Origin of the sequence: Embleya sp. NBC_00896 (assembly GCF_045207785.1) — a bacterium.
Taxonomy (GTDB): Bacteria; Actinomycetota; Actinomycetes; order Streptomycetales; family Streptomycetaceae; genus Embleya.
Genome location: NZ_CP108776.1, coordinates 3,069,267 through 3,091,762, shown reverse-complemented (window position 1 = coordinate 3,091,762; position 22,496 = coordinate 3,069,267). Strand labels below are relative to the sequence as shown.

Annotated in this window: 19 protein-coding genes and 3 tRNA genes; 17 read left to right on the top strand and 5 right to left on the bottom strand. The window is 72.5% G+C overall.

What is annotated here, in order from left to right:
- Window positions 1-33: 33 nt before the first annotated feature.
- Window positions 34-414 (top strand): RidA family protein, encoded by a 381-nt coding sequence (locus OG928_RS13855; RefSeq protein WP_406283515.1) that lies wholly within the window; start codon window positions 34-36, stop codon window positions 412-414.
- Window positions 415-436: 22 nt separating this feature from the next.
- Here the strand turns inward: OG928_RS13855 and OG928_RS13850 are convergent, their stop codons facing one another.
- The 3 genes from OG928_RS13850 to OG928_RS13840 form a co-directional block, all read right to left on the bottom strand.
- Window positions 437-799, bottom strand: a complete 363-nt coding sequence (locus OG928_RS13850) for a VOC family protein (RefSeq protein ID WP_406290954.1) — start codon at window positions 797-799, stop codon at window positions 437-439.
- A gap of 179 nt (window positions 800-978) precedes the next feature.
- Window positions 979-1,224 (bottom strand): chaplin, encoded by a 246-nt coding sequence (locus OG928_RS13845; RefSeq protein WP_406283513.1) that lies wholly within the window; start codon window positions 1,222-1,224, stop codon window positions 979-981.
- Between the two features lie 116 nt (window positions 1,225-1,340).
- Window positions 1,341-1,628, bottom strand: coding sequence for a hypothetical protein (locus OG928_RS13840; protein ID WP_406283511.1), 288 nt, complete (start codon window positions 1,626-1,628; stop codon window positions 1,341-1,343).
- Window positions 1,629-1,862: 234 nt separating this feature from the next.
- On the opposite strand from OG928_RS13840, the gene OG928_RS13835 reads away from it, so the two are divergent.
- The 11 genes from OG928_RS13835 to OG928_RS13785 all read left to right on the top strand — a co-directional run bounded on the left by OG928_RS13835 (window position 1,863) and on the right by OG928_RS13785 (window position 16,656).
- Complete coding sequence (locus OG928_RS13835; RefSeq protein WP_406283510.1) at window positions 1,863-2,714, top strand: DUF4132 domain-containing protein; 852 nt, start codon at window positions 1,863-1,865, stop codon at window positions 2,712-2,714.
- Window positions 2,711-7,573 carry a hypothetical protein gene (locus OG928_RS13830; protein ID WP_406283508.1) on the top strand — a complete coding sequence of 1,621 codons (4,863 nt, stop codon included), beginning with the start codon at window positions 2,711-2,713 and terminating at the stop codon, window positions 7,571-7,573. The genes OG928_RS13835 and OG928_RS13830 overlap by 4 nt, the downstream gene beginning before the upstream one ends.
- Window positions 7,573-8,733 (top strand): AAA family ATPase, encoded by a 1,161-nt coding sequence (locus tag OG928_RS13825; RefSeq protein ID WP_406283507.1) that lies wholly within the window; start codon window positions 7,573-7,575, stop codon window positions 8,731-8,733. The genes OG928_RS13830 and OG928_RS13825 overlap by 1 nt, the downstream gene beginning before the upstream one ends.
- Before the next feature lie 4 nt (window positions 8,734-8,737).
- Window positions 8,738-12,280, top strand: coding sequence for a DUF5682 family protein (locus OG928_RS13820; protein ID WP_406283505.1), 3,543 nt, complete (start codon window positions 8,738-8,740; stop codon window positions 12,278-12,280).
- Window positions 12,281-12,632: 352 nt separating this feature from the next.
- A complete protein-coding gene (locus OG928_RS13815; protein ID WP_406283503.1) occupies window positions 12,633-14,072 on the top strand; it encodes a hypothetical protein in 1,440 nt (479 codons plus the stop codon).
- Between the two features lie 59 nt (window positions 14,073-14,131).
- A tRNA-Thr gene (locus OG928_RS13810) sits at window positions 14,132-14,204 on the top strand.
- A 45-nt stretch (window positions 14,205-14,249) separates the two neighbouring features.
- Window positions 14,250-14,325 (top strand) — tRNA-Met (locus OG928_RS13805).
- A 76-nt stretch (window positions 14,326-14,401) separates the two neighbouring features.
- Window positions 14,402-14,566: a 50S ribosomal protein L33 gene (rpmG, locus tag OG928_RS13800; RefSeq protein WP_004571794.1), complete on the top strand. Its 165-nt coding sequence runs from the start codon at window positions 14,402-14,404 to the stop codon at window positions 14,564-14,566.
- Between the two features lie 114 nt (window positions 14,567-14,680).
- Window positions 14,681-15,139: a MaoC family dehydratase N-terminal domain-containing protein gene (locus tag OG928_RS13795; RefSeq protein WP_406283501.1), complete on the top strand. Its 459-nt coding sequence runs from the start codon at window positions 14,681-14,683 to the stop codon at window positions 15,137-15,139.
- Window positions 15,140-15,141: 2 nt separating this feature from the next.
- Window positions 15,142-15,570 (top strand): MaoC family dehydratase, encoded by a 429-nt coding sequence (locus OG928_RS13790; protein ID WP_406283499.1) that lies wholly within the window; start codon window positions 15,142-15,144, stop codon window positions 15,568-15,570.
- A 33-nt stretch (window positions 15,571-15,603) separates the two neighbouring features.
- Window positions 15,604-16,656 carry a UDP-N-acetylmuramate dehydrogenase gene (locus OG928_RS13785; RefSeq protein WP_406283497.1) on the top strand — a complete coding sequence of 351 codons (1,053 nt, stop codon included), beginning with the start codon at window positions 15,604-15,606 and terminating at the stop codon, window positions 16,654-16,656.
- A gap of 151 nt (window positions 16,657-16,807) precedes the next feature.
- Here OG928_RS13785 and OG928_RS13780 read toward each other — a convergent pair whose 3' ends face one another.
- Together OG928_RS13780 and OG928_RS13775 are read right to left on the bottom strand one after the other, a co-directional pair.
- Entirely contained in the window at window positions 16,808-17,851 is a 1,044-nt protein-coding gene (locus OG928_RS13780; protein ID WP_406283495.1) for an adenosine deaminase, read from the bottom strand.
- A gap of 146 nt (window positions 17,852-17,997) precedes the next feature.
- Window positions 17,998-19,239: a pyridoxal phosphate-dependent aminotransferase gene (locus OG928_RS13775; RefSeq protein WP_406283493.1), complete on the bottom strand. Its 1,242-nt coding sequence runs from the start codon at window positions 19,237-19,239 to the stop codon at window positions 17,998-18,000.
- A 244-nt stretch (window positions 19,240-19,483) separates the two neighbouring features.
- Here OG928_RS13775 and OG928_RS13770 point away from each other — a divergent pair.
- The 5 genes from OG928_RS13770 to rplA all read left to right on the top strand — a co-directional run bounded on the left by OG928_RS13770 (window position 19,484) and on the right by rplA (window position 22,372).
- Window positions 19,484-19,556 (top strand) — tRNA-Trp (locus OG928_RS13770).
- A 118-nt stretch (window positions 19,557-19,674) separates the two neighbouring features.
- Window positions 19,675-20,001 carry a preprotein translocase subunit SecE gene (gene secE, locus OG928_RS13765; protein WP_406283492.1) on the top strand — a complete coding sequence of 109 codons (327 nt, stop codon included), beginning with the start codon at window positions 19,675-19,677 and terminating at the stop codon, window positions 19,999-20,001.
- A gap of 64 nt (window positions 20,002-20,065) precedes the next feature.
- Complete coding sequence (gene nusG / locus OG928_RS13760; protein WP_406283490.1) at window positions 20,066-20,923, top strand: transcription termination/antitermination protein NusG; 858 nt, start codon at window positions 20,066-20,068, stop codon at window positions 20,921-20,923.
- Between the two features lie 170 nt (window positions 20,924-21,093).
- Entirely contained in the window at window positions 21,094-21,528 is a 435-nt protein-coding gene (gene rplK, locus OG928_RS13755) for a 50S ribosomal protein L11 (RefSeq protein ID WP_020549250.1), read from the top strand.
- A 127-nt stretch (window positions 21,529-21,655) separates the two neighbouring features.
- Window positions 21,656-22,372, top strand: a complete 717-nt coding sequence (gene rplA, locus OG928_RS13750) for a 50S ribosomal protein L1 (RefSeq protein ID WP_406283487.1) — start codon at window positions 21,656-21,658, stop codon at window positions 22,370-22,372.
- The last annotated feature ends 124 nt before the right edge of the window (window positions 22,373-22,496 follow it).

Sequence of the window (22,496 nt, the reverse complement as noted above, 5' to 3'; positions counted from 1 at the left end):
ATCCGACCCGCCCGATCACGAAAGCGAACTCCCATGGCGCACAAGGAAATCCGTACCGCAGATGCCCCCGTCCCCGGTGGCACCTACTCGCAGGGCATCGACACCGGCGACTTCGTCTACACCGCCGGTGTGGGCCCGAACGACCCGGCGACCGGCGTGAACATCGACGGCGACATCGCCGCCCAGACGCGCCAGGTGCTCGTCAACCTCCAGGCGATCCTGGCCGAGGCCGGCCTCGACTTCAGCCACGTGGTCAAGGTGACCACCCACCTGGAGCACCTCAAGCGCGACTTCGCCGGCTACGACGAGGTGTACCGCGAGTTCTTCACCGCGCCGTACCCGGTGCGCACGACGGTCGGCTCCGACCTGATGAACATCCTCGTCGAGATCGACGTGGTGGCCCGCCGCCCGTGACCCCACCGGACGCGGACGGGGGTCACAGCGGCTGGAGGAACTCCAACCGGTTGCCCACCGCGTCCTCGGCGTAGAACCGGCGGAAGCCGGGGAACTCGCCGTCGGGCGTGACGTTCGTGCCGTGCTCGGTGAGCCTGGCCGCGACCTCGTCCAGGTCGCTCACCAGGATGCCGGGATGCGCCTTGCGCGCGGGCCGGAAGTCGGCCTCGACGCCGAGGTGGATCTCCAGCGCGCCGGCCCGCACCCACAGGCCGCCGCGCGCGGCCAGGACCGGCGGCTTGGCGACCTCGGTCATGCCCAGGACGCCGAGGTAGAAGGCCCGGCACGCGTCCTCGCTGCCGGGCGGTATCGCGAGCTGTACATGGTGCAGCGCGAATGTGGTCATGCCCATGCTTACCGCACCGCCGTCGCGAGCGGCACGAACGGCGCGCGGCACTAACGGCACGCGCGGAACCGCCGTCCCCGACGGACCGGCCCGCGCACGGGCGACGGCCCCGCTCGATGCGTGGAAGAACGCACCGAGCGGGGCCGTGGTGTTTTTCAGCGTTTCGCGGCGGTGTCTTCTCAGCCGGCGTTGACGCAGGTGTTGCCGAAGGTCGGGTTGAGCACCCCGATGAGGATGTTGACGGTGTTGCCGCACACGTTGACCGGGACGTGAACCGGAACCTGGATGTTGTTGCCGGAGAGCACGCCGGGCGAGCCCACGGCCGCGCCGTCCGCCTCGGAGCTGGCCATGGCGGGGCCGGCAGCGCCCGCGAGAGCGGCGCCCACGGTGGCGGTCAGGAGGGCGGCCTTGGCAATACGCGACATCTTGTGTCGGTCCTTTCGGTTCGTACAGTCCCACCCCGGCGGGTGGATCCTGAACAACGCGCGAACTCGCCGTCGGATACGGCGACGCGCCCGAATGGGCACCCCGGCCGGCGGAGTTAATCCGTTCGAGCGGCGGCGCGCAGTCGCGCGGCGAGTTCGTGCGCGACCTGCGCGAGGTCCCGCGGCGCGGTCGCGGCCAGCGCGCACAGCACGTCCGCCGTCGACTCGGCCACCGCGCGCGGCACGGTCACCGGCGCGAGTCCGTCCAGCACCGAGCGGGTCCTGGCCGCCACCGGCGGCACCGCGACCTCCACCGGCTCCGCCGGACCCGCCTCGACCGGCTCGGCCTCGCCGGGTCCGGGAATCAGGCTGCGCAGACCACGGGGCACGGCGGGCACTGTCATTCCACGCAAGTTAGTGCAAGTCCCACCCCGATTGTGCGCGCCGGGCGCGATTTCCGGCCGTCGAACGTTGATTCATCCGGTCGGGTGACGGCCTTGTCGGGATCGGCCGCTAACGTTCCCGCCAACCTGGTCACGGGCGCCGAGCGCCTTGTGCCGATTGGCAGTTGACGGGGTGTCACCAAGATTCGCGGGTCCGTGTCCACGCATTCGCGAGCTCAGACGGAGGGAACGATCGTGGGATGGATCCGGGCGGGCGACTACGAGGTCGCCTTGGAAGGCGACACGGTGGTGTGCCGCAACGCCAAGGGACGGCAACTGAAGTCGGTGCCCGGGAAACTCTCCGAGGATCCGGCCGTGGTCGGGCTCCGGCAACTGGTCGAGTGGCTGGGCCGGCACGACCGTGCCTGCCAGGCCACCGTCGAGCGCTGGATGATCGGGTCGCTGCCGATCCCGGTCGCGGTGCTGTCGCGGGTGTGGCCCGACCCCTCGTGGCAGGGCGTCCTGCGCGACCTGGTGGTCACCGCCGACAACGGTGACGTGGCCGGATTCCTCCGTGGCGCGGACCCCGAGCGCGGCGTCGGCATCGTCGACCCCGACGGCGACACCGTCTACCTCGATCCGCAGAGCATCCGGATCCCGCACCCCGTACTCCTCGAAGATCTGGACGACCTGCGCGAGTTCGCGGTCGAGCTCGGAGTCGAGCAGCGCCTGCAGCAGCTCTACCGCGAGGTGTGGCAGCGGCCCGCGGACCTCGACGGCAGCAAGAGCGGCGTCGAGGAGTTCGCCGGCGGACGCTACGACCAACTGCGCTTCCTGGTCGGCCGGGCCACCCAACTCGGCTACCAGGTGCGCGGCGGCCAGGCGGTGTGCGCGGTGCTGGACGAGGGACGCGCGATCGAGGCCCGGATGTGGCTGGGCGACTACGAGGGCTACGAGTCGACCGAGACCGGCTCGGTCACCTGGACCGAGCGGGGCCAGGCCCTGACCCTCGACCGGGTCCCGGCCGTGGCCTGGTCGGAAGGCATGCGCATGGGCGCCGCGCTGTACGCGGGCCGCACGATCGAGACCACGGAGGAAGCGGCATGAGCACCACCCCCGACCCCGCGCGCGTCCTGCTCGACGCCGGCGCCGTCCTGCCGCCCGGCACGCTCGCCGGCGACGACATCGACGCGCTGACGATCCGCACCTACACGCACGGCGTACTGGAGGACCGGCCGATCGTCCGGCTCGTCCCCGCCACCCTCGGCGAGGCCGAGGACCTCGCGCTGGGCTTCCTCGGCCTCACCCGCGACGAGGACGCCCCCGAGGTCGGCCAGGTCCGCCGCGAGGCGCTCGGCTTCCCCGCCTGGGCGCTCGTGAACGACCCGGCCAACGGGCACCACGCGCTCGCCCTGGTCCGCGACATCGAGCGGCTGGACCGCCAGGCGAAGACCAAGCCCGGCGCGGCCAAGGACGGCTTCGTCACGCTCGCGACCCGACTCGGCCGGGCCGTACCGCACTTCCTGCCCACGTTCCACGAGCAGGCCGCGCGGATCTTCCTCAAGCACGACAACAAGACCTACGCGTCGACCTTCTTCGGCAAGGCCCGCGAGGCCGAGCGCGTGCACAACCTGCCGATCGAGGAGGACCGCCTGCGCGCGGTCTTCCTGGAGTTCGCCTTCGCCGGCGCGCTCACCGCGAAGGCGCTCAAGGAGCACGCCAAGTCGCTCGCGGTCCGGCTCGGGCCGGCCGAGGCGTGGGTGCAGTACCGCCAACTCGCCATCGAGCGCTGCACCGCGGGCATGCCGCCCTACGCGGGCCTCGCCGAGGACGCCCGGGCACTGATCCGCGCGGCCGGCGGCGACACCGCGGCGGAGGAGCGCGCGTTGCTGCGCGAACTGCTCGCGACGCCCGCGATCGCCCGCGCCCCGCTGTCCTTCTGGAAGGTCAACCGCCGGCCGCTGGTCGAACTCGCCGCGGCCGAACCCGAGACCCGCGCGCGCCTGCTGGAGATCCTGCCCACCCCGGGCGGCTCGGCCGAGGCCGGCGAGACCGACGACGTCTGGCTCGACCTGCTCGTCGAGGCCGGCGTCGCCGACCTGCTGGCGGCGGCCGGCGAACTCCCGCCGGGCGCACGGGCGCAGTGGGTCGGCCGCTGGGCCGACCACCGGCAGCGCGGCTGGGGCTCGCGCCCGCGCTGCGCGCGCACCGCCGAGCTCGTGGGGCGGATGGCCGATGTGCTGCGGGCCGAGGGCGAGCCCGTCATGCTCTTCCGCGGCAACGGCTGGCGCGTGAGCGTGGACGCCGACCTGCTCGATCTCGTGCTCGCCGAACGCATACCGCTCGCGAACCCCACCGGCAACGCCTCGATCGACCTCGGCGACTGGTGGAACGACGGCAGCGAAGGCCGCCGCGATCTCGCCGCGATCGCCGCGGACGACCGACACCGCGGCCTGCTGCGCTCCGCCGTCGGCGTGCTCCGCCGCGAACACCACGTCCGTACCGCCGCCCACCCCGTCCTGCGCGACGTGCTCGCGGCGTGGCTGACCGAGCGGGGCGCGGAGCTGACCGCGGCCCGTGGGCTGCCCGCCGCCGAGGTGGCCTACAACGCGCTCAACGAGTTCCGCGGCGTCGTCCTCGACGTCGTCCCGGACGTGGTGGAGCGCGCCCGCGCGTTCGACGTCGCCGCGCTCCTGACCACCACGCTGCGCGCGGGACTGTACGACGAGCTCGGCTGGCCCGCCCTGGACGAGGCGGTCGAACTGCTCAGCCACAAGCGCGACATCGCGATCGACGAGGCGTGGCCGGCGCTCGTGCTGTCCACCGCCAAGCGCGCGGTCGTGGTCGGCCCCGACGGCATCCTGCTCGACCACGAACCGCGCGTCCCCAAGGAGCGCAGCGGCTGGCAGCGCACGCGCTACCACTACGTCGACGGGCAACTCCTGGTCGCCTGGTACAACAAGGATTACGACTGGGAGGGCTACTGGTCCACGCGACCCGCCGAGACCTTCCTGATCACCGGCGACACCCCCGGCTACCCGTCGAACGACCAGATCGTCTCGCTCGCCCTGCCCGACGGCGGCCGGGCCACCGGCGGGCGCCCGCTGCACGTGGGCGACACCAAGCTGCCGCCGATCCGCGGGATCCTCACCGACGGCACCTCGCACTGGTCGCTCGACCGCAGCGTCGGCAACCGCAAGTGGACCGAGTACGACCCCGCCACCGGCACCCACGGCCGCGCGTCGCTGCCCGCCCCGCTCGCCGCGGCCGTCGCCGAGGGCGGTCGACTCGTCCCCGACGGGTGCGAACTGCTGCCGCTGCTGCCCGGCCTGGAGCGCAGCCCCTTCGGCACCGACGGCACCCTGCTCGGTCGCTGGGTACGCGTCGATGCCGGCACGATCACCACCGGGTCCGTGGACGGCACCACCGTGACCGTGCCTTACCACAACAGCGAGCAACTGCCCGGCCAATTCCCCATCGGCGCGCTTCGACTGCCCGGCGGGGCCGCGCCGACCATCGTCGCCTGCGGCGAGCACATGGAGCTGTGGGCCGACGGCGTCCGCCTCGGCGACTGGAAGACGCACGCACACGGCAGCGGGCCCGCCGCGGGCAGTCCGATCGTGCCGCCGACCGCGTTCTGGCACGCGCTGCGCCCCCGCGACGAGGCCGGCTCGCTCGCGCTGCGCGGGCTCACCCGCGATCGGGTCGCCGACCTGGTCGCCGCGGTCCGCGAGGACCACGACCGCGCGTTGCGGGAGTACCACGAGGCGAAGAAGGCGCTCGACAAGGAAGCGGCGAAGAAGCTGACCATGCCCATGGCGTTGCGGATCGAGGCGACCGGGCAGCGGCTCCCCGAGCTCACCCACCCGGGCCTCCTCCGCGGCGTCGCCTCCCTCGTGCGCGACACCGCCGGGCTCGGCGAGCGGCTGAACCGGCTCGGCGAGATCACCAAGAAGGAGAAGAAGGCCGTCGTCGTGCCCACCGGCCCCGAGCACGGCACGGACGGCGACCTGAACGCGGCACTGAGCGGCAGCGAGTACGGCTACTACGGCGGTTCGACGACGCCCGCGTGGACCGTGCTGAACCACATCACCGCCGTGCGCGAGGCACTCGCGTCCACCGACCGTCCCGAGAGCTGGACGGAACTGCCCGACCGGCTGCCCAAACCGCGCTTCCAGTGGCACTCCTTCCTCGACCGCCGCGCCGAGCTGCTGGCCCGCGCACTGTCGCCGTTCACCCCCGAGGACCAGCGCGCGTCGCTGCTCCTGCTCCTGGACGCACTCGCCGCCGGCCCGCTCGGCACGCCCGCCGGGACCGTGCGCCGGGTGATCCTGTGCGAGCCCGAACGCAAGGGCAAGGACGGCAAGCGGATCGGTCGGACCCTCCGCCGCGGCGACCGCACGCTGGTCTTCCTCGACAGCCGGTACAACTACGGCGACAAGGACCACTGGGATGTCCTCGACCACGACCCCTCGGGCCGGTTCGAGGCGATCGACGGCTTCAACACCCACGAGGAGGAGCGCTACACGGAGCCGGTTTCGACCGAACGCGTCACCGCCGTGGTGACCGGGATTCGCGCACACGGCGCCGTGCCGTGGCGGCCCGAGGCCGTGCCCGCCCTGATCGAGGACACCGGCCTGGGCCGCGCCGAAGCGAGCATCCTGCTCGCCGGGATGCCTGCCGGCGAACTCGACAAGGACCAGCGGACCCTGCTCCGCCTCAAGGTCACCGAGGCCAGGAACGCCCGCGAACAACTCGGCCGAATCAGCCGGGAGCCGCGCCTCGCGGTGCTCGCGGCCTTCGCGCCCGAGCGCCCCGAGGATGTCCACACCCTGTGGACGACCGGCCTGGACATCACGGCGATCGCCCACGCGTGGAAGAACGGGGTCGGCCGGGTCCTGCGCCTGTCCGAGGACGTCGCCGCGGACGCGCGGAACATGAACTCCCACGCCTTCGAGACGGTCCTGGAACCGGAGAAGCGGTGGTGGATCACCGGCACGTCCACGCACAAACTGGACAAGGAGGGTCGGTTCGTCGCCTCCGACAGCGCCGCGGTCCCGAACGGCAACGTCCTGCACTCGACGGTGACCGCGCTCGCGTGGCTCGCCTACCGGCTGCCGTACGGCGACCCGCTGCGCGGGCAACTGCCGCACGTGCTCGACCTGCTCCGCAAGCGCCTGGCCGACCCCGGCCTGGTGTCCGACCTCGACGTCGAGTACGCGGAGAACGGCCCGACCTCGATCCGCCTGCGCGAGGCGGCCGGGCTGCCGGAGAACGGCGGCGCGGACCCGGACGGCCTGGTCCGCGTCGACGACCGCTTCGTGCTCCGGCCCTGGTACACCGACAGCGAGTTCGTCGAGGTCCGACCGGCCGGCTTCACCGGCGCCGACGACCCGTGGTTCGACCGCCTGATCGCGCTGCGCGGCACCGGTGACTCGTCCGGCTTCAAGGCCTTCCGTCGGATTCTGGACCCCGCGTTCGAGGCGCTGCTGCGCGCCGACGGCCCGCCCGGCATCCAGCAGGACCCGGCGTACGCGGTGCCCGAACTCGTCGCCGAGGTCGCCAAGGCGCACGGCATCGGCGAGGACGCCGCCGTCCTGTACCTGCAACTGCTCGCGCTCCCGGACCCGACCGACCGGCACGTCGCCCGCTGGACCGGCTGGAAGCCCGCGCGCCTGAAGAAGGCCCGCGCCGAACTCGCCGCGACCGACCTCGTCGTCGAGGCCAGGCGCTCGCGCGCCGGCCGCACGCTGTTCCTTCCCGGCGGCTGGAACGACCTCAAGAACCCGGCACTGCCGCTGGAGACCTGGAAGGACCCGCTGTACACGCGCTCGTACGACAACGCCGTGGTGCCCGACAGCCCGGTGCCCGACCTCTTCCACCGGGCCTGGCAGCGGATCCAGAACGGCGATGCGCCAGGATTCGAACAACTCGTCACCCGTCCGACTCGAAAGGGCCGCCGCTGATGGCCACCGCAGTGCACGCCGAAGTGACAGCCCGTCAGGTGCAACCCCCGGAGGACCTGTACGCGAGCGAACTGGCCTTCCTCGCCGCGTACGACACCGGCCCGCGGCCGCCCGCGTGGCGGCTCACCCCGCGCGCCGTCGTCACCTTCGTGATGGGCAGCGGCGACGAACTCAAGCTGCCCGAACCGGTCGAGGGACTGCCGCGCACGCTGACGATCGGCGCCAAGTTCGTGGGGGAGCGCGCGCTGATCGAGCGCTGCGTGGTCACCCTCGCGGGGGAGCGCGGCCTGCTCCTGGTCGGCGAGCCCGGCACCGCGAAGTCGATGCTGTCCGAACTGCTCGCCGCCGCCGTGTGCGGCACCAGCGGGCTGACCGTACAGGGCACCGCGGGCACCACCGAGGACCAGCTCAAGTACGGCTGGAACTACGCGCTCCTGCTCGCCCAGGGCCCCAGCCGCGGCGCGCTCGTGCCGTCGCCGGTACTCACCGCGATGACCACCGGCGGCGTGGCCCGGATCGAAGAGGTCACCCGCTGCCTGCCCGAGGTGCAGGACGCGCTCGTGTCCCTGCTGTCGGAGCGCCGGATCGCCGTCCCCGAACTCGCGGGCGGCACCGACGGGCAGGTGCACGCGGCCCCCGGCTTCACCCTGATCGCGACCGCGAACCTGCGCGACCGGGGCGTCTCGGAGATGTCGGCGGCGCTCAAGCGCCGGTTCAACTTCGAGACGGTCGGCCCGATCGGCGACCACGACGCCGAGATCGCCCTGGTCCGCCGCCAGGCCAAGGCCGCGGTCGAGCGCACCGGCACCGCGTACACCGTCGACGACACGGTCCTGGAAGTGCTCGTGACCGCGTTCCGCGACCTGCGCACCGGCCGCTCGGCCGAGGGCTGGGAGATCGAACGCCCGTCGACCGTGCTGAGCACCGCGGAAGCGGTCTCGGTCGCGTCCTCGCTCGCCCTGGCCGCCGCCTACTTCCCGGGCGACCGGGACGTGCTCGGCCTGCTCCCGGGACACCTCCTGGGCGTCGCGAAGAAGGACGACCCGGCGGACGCCGACCGGCTGCTGTCCTACTGGGACGCGGCCGTCCGCCGGCGCGCCGAGCACGGCTCGGCGACCTGGCGCACCCTGTGGGACCTGCGCGGAGTCCTGGAGGGCTGACGACGTGTCATCGACTCACCCGGACGGGCCCAACGACGAGGCCCGTCCGGCCGCCGCGCGCCTCGCCGCGTCCCGGCGGCCCTACCTGATCGGCGTCCGCCACCACGCCCCCTCGCTCGCCGCGGCCGTGCCCGCGCTGCTGGACGCGGCCCGACCCGACGTCCTGCTCGTCGAACTGCCGCACGAGGCCGCGCCATGGCTGGAGTGGCTCGCGCACGAGGACACCCGCGCGCCGATCGCGCTCGCGGGGACCGGGCCGAACGGACTCGGCTTCTACCCCTTCGCCGACTTCTCGCCGGAGTTGGCCGCACTGCGCTGGGCCGCCCGCAACGGCGTCCCGACGATTCCCTGCGACCTGCCGCTGGGCCACCCCGGTTGGGACCGTGCCGACGGCGGACCCGGCGCCGAGGGCGGCGGGCTGCACGCCGCGCTGCGCGACAAGCTCACCGGCCGCGCGGGCGACGACCTGTGGGACCGGCTGGTCGAGGCCACCGCGCCCGGCTCGCCCGCGGAGGCGATCCGCCGGGCCGCGCTCACCGTCGGATGGGCACTGCGCCGCGACGCGGGCACCGTCGACCCGGTCGACCTGCGCCGCGAGGCGTGGATGCGGTACACGCTGCGCGAGGCCACCGCGTCCGGCGCGACCGCCGCCGCCGTGATCGGCGCGTTCCACGCCCCCGCGCTGCTCGACGGCGACGCGGACCGGCCCGACGCCGAACTCGCCGACGTCACCATGTCGCTGATCCCGTACACGTATCCGCTCCTGGACGCCCGATCCGGCTACCCGGCCGGCATCCGCGACCCGGAATGGCAGCAGTCCGTCCTGGAGTCGGCCGGCGACCCGGCCGCGCTGTACGACGCGCTGCTGGGCGCGGCGGTCCGGATCTGCACCGAGCTGCGCGCCCAGGGCCACCCCAGCGGCCCGGCCGACGCCCGCGAGATCGTCCGGCTCGCGGCCGACCTCGCGAACCTGCGCGGCCTGCCCGCGGCCGGGCGCGGCGAACTGCTCGAAGCCGTCCAGACCGTGCTCACCCACGGCGAGACCCTGGGCCGCGGCCGAGCCGTCGCCCGCGCGCTCGAACGCGTCCTGGTCGGCACCCGCAACGGGCGCCCGGCCCCGGCCGCACCGCGCAGCGGCCTCGGCCCCGAGGTGGAGCGCCGGCTCACGGCGCTGGGCCTGCCGGGTCCCGCCGACCCGACCGAGCGCGACCTGCGCCTGGACCCGCTGCGCAGCGACCTCGACCGGCGCCGCGAACTGCTCCTGCAACAGCTGACGACCTGTCGGATCCCGTACGCCGAACCGGTGTCGGTGGTCGGGACGGGCGGCGCCGACGCGGTCACCACCCGCTGGCGGGTGCGCTGGACCCCGTCGGTCGCGGCCCTGCTGGACGCGGCCGGCGCTCGCGGCGTGACGCCGGAGCAGGCCGCCGAGGGCAACCTGCGCGCACAACACCGCCGCGAACTCGACGAGGGCGGCCCCACCGCCGCCCAGATCCTCACCGGCCTCGAACGCGCCGCCGCGTGCGGGCTGACCGCCCTCACCCGGACCCGCCTCGGCGAGACGGCCGACACCCTCCCCACCATCGCGACCCTCCCGGACCTGCTGACCGCCCTGACCCTGACCGACCGCATCCACACGGGCCACTTCGCCGGCCCGGACGAGGCCGCCGCCACCACCAAGGCGGACCCCACCCCGGGCGACGTCACGCAGACCCTGCTCACCGCCGCCATCCGTCACCTCGACGGTCTGACCGGCTCCGACGACCCCGCCGACGCCCGGGCCCTCGCGGACTTGGCCGCGCGCGCCGACACCTTCGGCGGCACCCGGCTCACGACCGGCCTGGCCCGACTCGCGGCCGACGGGTCACCGTTGATGGCCGCCGCGGCCGGGGCGGTCCGCGTCCTGCTCGGCCACGAGGACGCCGAAACGCTCGGCGACCGGCTCGGCTCGTGGCTCGACACCGCGAGCACCCCGGCCGCCCGAGCCGCGCTCGCCCGCCGCCTGACCGGCCTGCTCACCGCCGCCGGCCCGCTCCTGGAAGCCGGCGGCCCGATCCTGACGCCGCTCCTGGACCGGGTCGACACGCTGCCCGACCGCGCCTTCCTCGACCGCCTCCCCGCCCTGCGCGGCGGCTTCGACACGCTGAGCCCGGCGGCCCGCGACCGTGTACTGGACGCCGTGGGCGACCACCTCGGCACCCGCGTCGACACCGAGGCCAACCCCGTCGAACTCGCCATGTGGACCACCGCCGACCTCGCCGGCCGCGAGGCCCTCACCACCCGAGCCCTGCCCCACGCACCCCCCGCCCCGCTCACCCCGACGGGGCCACCGGGCCCGATCCCCTCACCCACCGCCGCAAATCCGCAACCTTCCCCCCTGACGGAACGGGCGGACGGGTGGGACCAACCCCAACCCGACCAAGACGAACCCGCGGCCATCCCCCCATCGCACCGATGGCGCCTGATCCTGGGCCGCCGCTCCGACCGCCTACAAGGCGCAGCCGCCCGCATGGCCCACGCACTCGACGAGCTCTATGGCACCGGGCGCGGCGAAGGCTCCCGCAGCGACCTCGGCAACGGCCCTCCCGGCTCCGGCGGCGGCCAGGACGCCCCCTACCCCGGCGTCCGCGAATGGTCCGAGGAGCTGATCACCCTCTTCGGTCCCGCGATCCGCGAGGAGGTGCTCGCCGCCGCGGCCACCGCCGGCCGTACCGACGTCCTCACCCACCTCGACCCCGCCGCCGCCCGACCCTCGGTCGACCTGCTCAAGACCATCCTCGAACACGCCGGCGGCCTCCCCGAGGCCAAACTCGCGCTCCTGCGCCCGCTCATCGCCCGCATCGTCGCGGAACTCACCCGCGAGCTCGCCACCCGACTCCGCCCCACCCTCACCGGCGTGACCACCCCGCGCCCGACCCGCCGCCCCGGCGGCGCGCTCGACCTGCCCCGCACCCTCCGGGCCAACCTCGCCGCCGCCCGCCGCGCGGACGACGGCACCGTGGTGGTCGTCCCGGAGAAGCCGATCTTCCGGACCCGCGCGAGCCGCAGCAGCGACTGGCGGCTGATCCTGGTGGTCGACGTGTCCGGCTCGATGGAGGCGTCGACCATCTGGTCCGCGCTCACCGCGTCGATCCTGGCCGGCGTCCCCGCGCTCAGCACGCACTTCCTGACCTTCTCCACCGAGGTCGTCGACCTCACCGGCCACGTGCACGACCCGCTCGCGCTGCTCCTGGAGGTCAAGGTCGGCGGCGGCACGCACATCGCCGCGGGTCTGCGCCGGGCCCGCGACCTCGTCACCGTGCCCTCGCGCACGCTGATCGCCGTGGTCAGCGACTTCGAGGAGGGCTATCCGATCGGCGGCCTGCTCGGCGAGGTACGCGCGCTCGCCTCGGCCGGCTGCCACATCCTGGGCTGCGCGAGCCTCGACGACGCGGGCCGCCCGCGCTACTCGACCGCGGTCGCCGGCCAACTCGTCGCCGCCGGCATGCCGGTCGCGGCCCTGAGTCCCACCGAACTGGCCCGCTGGGTCGGGGAGAAGGTCCGATGACCACACAAGGCCTGCCGCCCGTGGCCCCCGACGTCACCGCCGGCATCGTCGAGGCGCTCACCCCGCGCCTGCGCAAACGGCTCGACGCCGCGATCACGAAACTCCTCGCCTGCCCGATCGAACGCGACGGCGACACCGTGCGCGTCACGGTCGGCGAGGACGCCGAACTGACGCTGTCCGCCCCGACCGGGTCGGTCACCTCGGCCGACGACCTGCGCTGCACCTGCCTGCTGGCGCCCGCCTGCGTACACCGCGCCGCGGCCGCCGCCGCGGCCCCGATCGCCGAAGCCGCGGCCGGCGAGGTCGCGGCGGCCGCGCCGACCCCGACGCCGGCCCCGCACCCGTCGAACCCATGCCCGCCGGCGAGGCCGAACGCGCCGCCGCCGACGCCCTGTGGGCCGCCGGCGCCGCGATCGTCGACGCCGGCATCGACACCGCCGGCGCCGTCCTGCAGGCCACCCTCCTGCGTGCCGCGCACACCGCGCGCCTGGCCGGCCTGCACCGCGCGTCGGCGGCCGCGGTGGCCGGCGTGACCGGACTGCGCGCGGCGCGCGACGGCGACCCGTCGTACCGCCTCGGCGACCTCGTCGCGGCGCTGCGCGAACTGCTCGACGTCGCGCACGCGCTCCGCGCCGGGACGCACACGCCCGCCGCCCTGGAAGCCCTGCGCGGCACCGCCCGCCGCGCCTACAGCCCGGCCGGCTCGCTGCGGTTGTACGGCCTGTTCACCGAGCCCGTGCTGACCGCCCGCGGCTACGCGGGAGCGGTCACCACGACCGTCGACGCCGACGGCACCCTGCGCACCATCGGCGACGTCGCCCCCGGCGGCGCGGAGCGCGCGGTCGGCGCCGCGACCCGCGCGATCCGGCTCGGCGACACCTCGATCGACCCGGTCGCGCTGACCCGCGCGGGCCTGGTCGTCTCCGGCGCCACCGTGTCCGCGAACGGCCGGCTGGGCGCAGGCCAGGCGGTCCGCGCCGCCCGGGCGGGCGGCGTGCCCTGGACCGAGGAACCGCTCGGCCGGCTGTGGGACACCCCGATCGAGACCCAGATCGACCGGGTCGTGAGCCGGCGCGACCTGCCCCCGGACGATCGCCCGGCCGGCGCCGACCTGCTCTTCCTCGACGTCACCGTGCTCGGCACCACCCCCGGGGCCCGGGACCGGGTCGTCGCGGCCTGCGGCGACCTGACGGTCCGACTGCTCGTCGCGCACGCCGACCCGGCCTTCGCCTACCGCGACAACCTCCGGCTGATCGCGACCTGTCCGGGCCTGCGGCTGCGGCTGATCGGCCGGCTCGAACCGACCGCCGAACGCGCGGTACGAGTGCTCGCGGTCGGCGTAGCCCCGGGCGAGGGGCCGACCCTGCTCCTGCCGCCGGACCGCGCCGGCCGGATCGACCTCGGCCTGGACCGACTGCACCGCGCCGACCTGCCCAAAACCGAACCGGCCGGGCCGGTGACCGACGCGACGGAGGAACTCCCGCACGCCCCGCTGTACCTGATGCACCGTCACGTGGAGCGCGCGATCAGCGGTGGCCGTCCGGTGCTGGCCCTGTCCGGATCGACCGCCGGCGACACCGCCCGACTGCGGCGGGTCGGGCTCGCGACGGGGGCCACGCTCGTCGAGCGCCTCACGCACGTCGCGGCGGGCCGCGAACGGGACGTATTCGGACGTCTTCGCGCGGGCGACAACGACCTTTTGTCCCAGGCCTGGCTCGCCGCCGCCGTCTACGCGCAAACCGTCGAAGGGGCTCTGACCAGGGCTGTTTGGGCATCCGGGGGGTCGGGGTGAGGACGTTGCGCCAATCGATTTCCGATCGACGACCGCCGGCGTGTATGGTTTTCCTGCTCGCCCCAATAGCTCAGTCGGTAGAGCGTCTCCATGGTAAGGAGAAGGTCTACGGTTCGATTCCGTATTGGGGCTCAGACGATGGGATCCCCGCCTGGTGACAGGCGGGGCCCCTGTTGAGGCGGCGTAGCTCAGACGGTAGAGCAAGCGGCTCATAATCGCTGTGTCACCGGTTCAAGTCCGGTCGCCGCTACCAAGTGAGCCGATACGGGGGAAACCTCGCATCGGCTGCTTTTGCTGTATTCACTCCTCACCGCAAGGAAGGCACTCCAGTGGCTGCCACCGATGTCCGCCCGAAGATCACGCTGGCCTGCGTGGAGTGCAAGGAGCGGAACTACATCACCAAGAAGAACCGGCGCAACGACCCGGACCGTCTTGAGATGAAGAAGCACTGCCCCCGCTGCAACGCGCACACCGCGCACCGCGAAACCCGCTAGGCGGTTCGCACCACGACACCGACGAGGCCACTCCCCGCAAGGGGGGTGGCCTCGTTGTCGTATTCTCCGCAGGTTGCCCCCGCCGGCCCGCCACCCACCAGGGAGAACCGCTTCATGCCGCTGGACGCGAAGTTCATCGGGCGGACGTATCCGCCCACCCCGCCGTACGAGGTGGGTCGCGAGAAGATCCGCGAGTTCGCCGCCGCGATCGGCGACCCCAACCCCGCGTACCGGGACCCCGAGGCGGCCAAGGCGCTCGGCCACCCGGACACGATCGCGCCGCCGACCTTCGCGATGGTGGTCACGATGCGCGCCGCGGACCAGGTGGTCTACGACCCCGAGCTCGGCCTGGACTACTCGCGCGTGGTGCACGGCGACCAGAAGTTCACGTACACGCGCCCGGTCCGCGCGGGCGACCGCCTCACCGTGGTGACCACCGTGGACAACATCAAGTCCCTCGCGGGCAACGACATCCTCACCACGCGCGCCGAGGTGAGCACCGTCGAGGGCGAACACATCCTCACCGCGCTCTCGACCCTGGTGGCCCGCGCCGCCGACGCCCCGGAGGCCTGATCATGACCGCCAAGATCTCCTTCGACGACGTCGAGGTGGGCACCGAACTGCCCGCGCAGAGCTTCCCGGTCAGCCGCGAGACGCTGGTCCGCTACGCGGGCGCCTCGGGCGACTTCAACCCGATCCACTGGAACGGCCGCTTCGCGACCGAGGTCGGCCTGCCCGACGTCATCGCGCACGGGATGTTCACCATGGCCGAGGCCGCGCGTGTGGTCACCGACTGGATCGGCGACCCCAGCGCGCTCATGGAGTTCGGCGTGCGCTTCACCAAGCCGGTGGTGGTCCCCGACACCGTCGAGGGCGCGACCATCGAGGTCAGCGGCAAGGTCGCGGTCCTCCTCGACGACCGCCGGGTCCGGGTCGACCTGCTGGTCACCGCGGCCGGCACCAAGGTCCTGGGCGTGCCCCGAGCCATCGTCCAACTCGCCTGAGTCCGCGGCCACCCGGGATGCGAGAATCCAACGGTGCAGCCTGAAACCGACGCGCCTCTCGCCTCCCTGACCACCCTCCGCCTCGGCGGACCGGCTCGTCGGCTGTACACGGCCACGACCACCGACGCGGTGATCGAGACCGTGTGCTCCGCCGACGAGCAGGGCACCCCGCTGCTCGTGCTCGGCGGCGGCAGCAACCTGGTCGTCGGCGACGACGGCTTCGCGGGCGACGTGCTGCGGATCGCGACCGCCGACCTGGGCATCCACGGCACGGACGTGTCCGTCGACGCCGGCGTCCCGTGGGACGACGTGGTCACCGCCGCCGTCGCCGCGGGCCTGTCCGGCATCGAATGCCTCGCGGGCATCCCGGGCAGCGCCGGCGCGACCCCGGTGCAGAACGTCGGGGCGTACGGGCAGGAGGTCGCCGAGACCATCACGTCCGTCGAGGTCTACGACCGCACCGAACGCCGCCGCACGACGCTGACCGCCGCCGAGTGCGGCTTCACCTACCGGCACAGCGTCTTCAAGGGCAGCGACCGCTTCGTGGTCCTGCGCGTGCACTTCCGGTTGCGCGACGACGCCGGACTGTCGGCGCCGATCCGGTACGCCGAACTCGCCCGCACCCTCGGCGTCGAGCCGGGCGAGCGGGTCCCGGTGGCGGCCGCCCGCACCGCGGTGGTGGGCCTGCGCCGGGGCAAGGGCATGGTCCTGGACCCCGCCGACCACGACACGTGGAGCGCCGGCTCGTTCTTCACCAACCCGATCCTGACCCTGGACGCCTACGCCGCCCTCGCCGCCAAGGCCGCGCGGCACCTGGGCCCCGACGTCACCCCGCCCCGCTTCCCCGCGGGCGACGGCCACGTGAAGACCTCCGCCGCCTGGCTGATCGAACGCGCCGGCTTCACCAAGGGCTTCGGACAGGGCCGGGCCCGCATCTCCACCAAGCACACCCTGGCCCTCACCAACCGAGGCGAAGCCACCACGGAAGACCTCCTGACCCTGGCCAGGCAGGTCCGAGACGGCGTCCAGGCGACCTTCGGCGTAACCCTGATCAACGAACCGGTCCTGATCAACGCGAAACTCTGACCACGGCCCAAGCCCGCTCCTCGGCCACCAGGCCCGATCGCCCCACCGACCGCCCGAATCCCGCAGCCACCCCCCTTCACGCAACGGGTGGGCGGGTGGGAACAAAACCCGCCCACCACACACGAATCCGCGACCCGCGCGCCCCGCCGCCCTATGCGTCGACCCGAGCCGGCTCCGCCGCCAACCACCCCGCAACACCGTCGAGCATCGACCGCTGCACGTCCGCGGGCGCCACCGACCCGAGAATCGACTGCCGCGCCAACTCGGCCAACTCCTGGTCCGTGAACCCGTGTTCGTCCCGCGCGATCTCGTACTGCGCGACCAACCGCGACCCGAACAACAACGGATCGTCGGCCCCGAGCGCGATCGGCACCCCGGCGTCGAACAGCTTCCGCAACGGAACGTCCGCGGCCTTGTCGTACACGCCCAGCGCGACATTCGAGGCCGGACACACCTCGCACACGATCCGCCGCCGCGCGAGCAACGCCATCAGCTCCGGATCCTCCACCACCCGAATCCCGTGCCCGAGCCGCCGCGCACCCAGCAGGTCCACGCACGCGCGAATGCTCCGCGGCCCGTCCAACTCGCCGCCGTGCGGATTCGCGAACAACCCCGCGTGCCGAGCGATCTCGAAGGCCCGCTCGAACGCCGGCGCCCGCCCCCGCCGCTCGTCGTTGGACAGCCCGAAACCGACCACGCCGCGATCGGTGTACTGCGCCGCGAGTCGCGCGAGCGTCCGCGCCTCCAACTGGTGCTTGGTCCGGTTCGCCGCGATCACCACGGCCATCCCGACCCCGGTCGCCGCCCGTGCGGCCTCCACCGCGTCCAGGACCACCTCCACCGCCGGGGTCAGCCCACCCAGCCGGGGCGCGTACGAGGTCGGATCGACCTGGATCTCCAGCCAGCCCGACCCCTCGGCCCGATCGTCCTCGGCCGCCTCGCGCACGAGCCGATGCATGTCGTCCGGGGTGCGCACACACGAGCGCGCGATGTCGTAGAGCCGTTGGAAGCGGAACCAGCCCCGCTCGTCGGTCGCCCGCAATCGCGGTGGTCGACCCGCCGTCAGCGAATCGGGCAGTCGCACTCCGTGCAGATCCGCCAGTTCCAACAGGGTTTCCGGCCGCATGGATCCCGTGAAGTGCAGGTGGAGATGAGCCTTCGGGAGGGTGCGGATATCGCGTGCGGGACGATCCATCCACAGATCATGGACCACGCGCCCCACGTCCGTGTGGGGTACCGCCGATCATCCCCTGAAGGAGAGCCGAAACTGCACACCCCCGGAGAACGCGCGGGCCGCCGCACGGAGTTCCGCACGACGGCCCGGGGGAGTGGTGTGCCGGACTACTTCGCCCCGCCCAGCAGCTTCGCGATCCGGCCCACGCCCTCGACCAGGTCCTCGTCGCCGAGCGCGTACGAGAGCCGCAGGTAACCCTGCGTGCCGAAGGCCTCGCCCGGCACCACCGCGACCTCGACCTCGTCGAGGATCAGGTTCGCGAGCTCGGCCGAGGTCTCGGGACGGCGGCCCGCGATCTCCTTGCCGAGCACCCCCTTGACCGAGGGGTACACGTAGAACGCTCCCTTCGGCTCGGGGCACTCGACGCCCGGGATCTCGTCGAGCATCCGCACGATCGTGCGCCGTCGACGATCGAACGCCACCCGCATCGCGTCGACCGCCGAGAGGTCACCCGTCACGGCGGCGAGCGCGGCGGCCTGCGCGACGTTGCAGACGTTGGACGTCGCGTGCGACTGGAGGTTCGCGGCGGCCTTGATCACGTCCTTCGGCCCGATGATCCACCCGACCCGCCAGCCGGTCATCGCGTAGGTCTTGGCCACGCCGTCGACGATCACGCAGCGATCCGCCAGCTCCGGCACGACCACCGGCATCGACACGAATTCGGCGTCGTCGTAGACCAGGTGTCGGTAGATCTCGTCGGTCAGCACCCAGATCCCGTGTTCGAGCGCCCAGCGCCCGATCCGCTCGGTCTGCTCCCGGGAGTACACCGCGCCCGTGGGGTTGGAGGGCGACACGAAGACGAGCACCTTGGTGCGCTCGGTGCGCGCGGCCTCCAGCTGCTCGACCGACACGAGGTAGCCCGTGCTCTCGTCGGCGACCACGTCGACCGGGACCCCGCCCGCGAGCTTGATCGACTCGGGATAGGTGGTCCAGTAGGGCGCGGGCACGATGACCTCGTCGCCCGGATCCAGGATCACCGCGAAGGCCTCGTGGATCGCCTGCTTGCCACCGTTGGTGACGAGCACCTGGGCCGGGTCCACCACCAGACCCGAGTCGCGCAGCATCTTGGCGGCGATCGCGGCCCGCAGCTCCGGCAGCCCGCCGGCGGGGGTGTACCGGTGGAAGCGCGGCTCGCGACACGCGGCCACCGCGGCGTCGACGATGTAGTCGGGCGTCGGGAAGTCCGGCTCGCCGGCCCCGAAGCCGACCACCGGCCGACCGGCGGCCTTGAGCGCCTTGGCCTTGGCGTCGACCGCGAGCGTGGCGGACTCGGCGATGGCACCGACGCGGGCCGAGACCCTGCGCTCGGACACGGGCACGGACGGGGAATCGGAAGCTGGAGCCGTCATGCCCGCCATCGTTTCATTTCCGCTCCACGGCGGGCATGGGGTTTCCACCCGCGGCGCCCGAACCGTCGGCGCGCGTGTCACGGGTTCGACCTGACGCACCGAACCCCGTACACTCGACGCTTGGCGGTCCCAACCTGCGTGCTGCCGCGCCCGAAAATTTGTGTCGTCGGGCCGGCGTCTCCGCTAGGTTGGTGACCAATACCGATCGATCGACCAGTTGTACTGCTGGATCGGCCGGTAGTGAAGGGCACTAGCTCAATTGGCAGAGCACCGGTCTCCAAAACCGGGGGTTGGGGGTTCAAGTCCCTCGTGCCCTGCGATATGCGGTACGAGCGATCCTCGGGTCGATCGTGACGCGTACGCAGTCAGCGCAAACTGTCGGCGCCGACAACCCCGTCGGTGATCCACGGTCGGACCGGATCAGGTGAGGACGAGTTGACGGAGGCCCACGGCTCCACGGCTACGCCTGAGCACAGCAGCTCTGATGGCCGCGGCTCCGACGACGAGCCCCCCGGCGGTCGCCGGGCGAACCGCCCGAAGGGTTCTTCGGGCAAGCCGGAGCAGAAGAAGAAAAGCCTGTTCGCGCGGGCGGCTCTCTTCTACCGGCAGATCATCGCCGAGCTGCGGAAGGTCGTTTGGCCGACCCGCAACGAACTGAGCACGTACACCACCGTCGTCATCGTGTTCTGCCTGATGATCATCGGAATCGTCTACGCGCTCGACCTCGGCTTCGCGAAGGCCGCGCTCGCCATCTTCGGCTGAGCCCCACCTCTCGCATCGCGCCTGCAACGACCGTTCGACCCCCAGCCAGGAAGAAGTACCCAACGTGTCTGACCCGAACCTGTCCGCCGACAACTCCGTCGAAGAGACGGTGGCCCTGTCGGAGCAGGAGGAGGCCGCAGCTCTCGAGGACGCAGCCCCCGAGGACGCAGCCGAGGCCTCGGCCGTCTCCACCGATGACGATGTGGAAGACACCGAGGCCACCGAGGACGACGCCGAGGGCGCTGAAGACGACGCCACCGAGACCGACGAGGTCGAGGACGACGCCGCCGACGCCGAGGACGCCGAGCTCGAGGACGCCCCCGAGACCGACCCGGCCGAGGACTTCCGGGACGCGCTCAGCCGCGCCCTGGGCGAGTGGTACGTCATCCACTCCTACGCGGGCTACGAGAACCGCGTGAAGGCCAACCTCGAATCCCGCACCACCTCGCTCAACATGGAGGACTACATCTTCCAGGTCGAGGTGCCGCAGGAAGAGGTCGTCGAGATCAAGAACGGCCAGCGCAAGACCGTCAAGCGCAACAAGTTCCCCGGCTACGTGCTGGTCCGCATGGACCTCACGAACGAGTCGTGGGGCGCCGTCCGGAACACCCCCGGTGTCACCGGCTTCGTCGGTAACGCGCACGAGCCCTTCCCGCTCACCCTCGACGAGGTCGTCAAGATCCTCGCCCCCGAGGAGGAGAAGGCGGCCGGCGGCGGCACCGGTGCCAAGAGCACGACCGAGGTCAAGGTGCTCGACTTCGAGGTCGGCGACTCGGTCACCGTCATCGACGGCCCCTTCGCGACGCTCCAGGCGACGATCAACGAGATCAACGCCGACTCGCAGAAGGTCAAGGGCCTGGTGGAGATCTTCGGGCGCGAGACGCCCGTCGAGCTCTCGTTCAACCAGATCCAGAAGAACTGATACTTCCCCCAGGTGGGGCCCCGTTTCGCCGGGGCCGCACACGGGTGGTGGACAAGGCGCCCTCACAACGGTGGTTATCGTTGAGGGGGCGCCGCACCGCGTGGCGGGCCCGAACACGTCCGCGCTCCGCGTGGTGATCGGGACGTACATCTCGTCGAAGGACCCGGAAAATGCCTCCCAAGAAGAAGAAGCTGTCAGCGATCATCAAGCTGCAGATCAAGGCCGGCGCAGCCACGCCGGCCCCGCCGGTCGGTCCCGCTCTGGGCCAGCACGGCGTCAACATCATGGAGTTCTGCAAGGCCTACAACGCGGCGACCGAGTCGCAGCGTGGCGACATCGTCCCGGTGGAGATCTCGGTCTACGAAGACCGTTCCTTCACCTTCGTGACGAAGACGCCGCCGGCCGCGCGCCTGATCCTCAAGGCCGCCGGTGTCGAGAAGGGCTCGGGCGAGCCCCACAAGACCAAGGTCGCCAAGGTCACCCGCGAGCAGATTCGCGGCATCGCGCAGACCAAGATGGCCGACCTGAACGCCAACGACATCGACGCCGCCGAGAAGATCATCTCCGGCACCGCGCGCTCGATGGGCATCACGGTCGAAGGCTGATCCAGCCCGCAGTCCGGCAGTACGAACATCGCGACGACGTGCGCATCCCGCGCCCGGCATCGCGGAGTGGAAGGGTCCGCGCGACCCGCTCCCACCACAACTCCTTTCAGAATTCCAGGAGCTTTCAGTGAAGCGCAGCAAGTCCTACAACGAGGCCGACGCCAAGGTCGACCACGACCGGCTCTACTCGCCGCTCGAGGCCGTTCGCCTGGCCAAGGAGACCTCGACCTCCAAGTTCGCCGGCACCGTCGAGGTGGCCATGCGCCTGGGCGTCGACCCGCGCAAGGCCGACCAGATGGTCCGCAGCACGGTCATCCTCCCGCACGGCACCGGCAAGACCGCCCGGGTCCTGGTCTTCGCGACCGGTGACCGTGCCGAGGCTGCCAAGGCCGCCGGCGCCGACATCGTCGGTTCCGACGAGCTCATCGACGAGGTCGCGAAGGGTCGGCTGGACTTCGACGCCGTCGTCGCCACCCCCGACCTCATGGGCAAGGTCGGCCGCCTGGGCCGCGTGCTCGGCCCGCGTGGTCTCATGCCGAACCCGAAGACCGGCACGGTCACGCCCGACGTGGCGAAGGCCGTGAACGAGATCAAGGGCGGCAAGATCGAGTTCCGCGTCGACAAGCACTCGAACCTGCACTTCATCATCGGCAAGACGTCGTTCGACGACACCCAGCTCGTCGAGAACTACGCCGCCGCCCTCGAAGAGGTGCTTCGCGCGAAGCCGTCGGCCGCCAAGGGTCGCTACATCAAGAAGGTCGGCGTCTCGACCACGATGGGCCCCGGCATCCAGGTCGACCCGAACCGCACCCGCAACCTCCTGACGGAGGAAGAGGGCGCCTGATCCGCCCCGCACGCGAACGAGGCCCGGCGCGCCGCATGGTGCGCCGGGCCTCGGCATGTCCGGGGGCGTACGAGCCGTACAGCGGCCCGAGCGGCCCGAGCGGGCCTCGGCGACCTGCGGACGA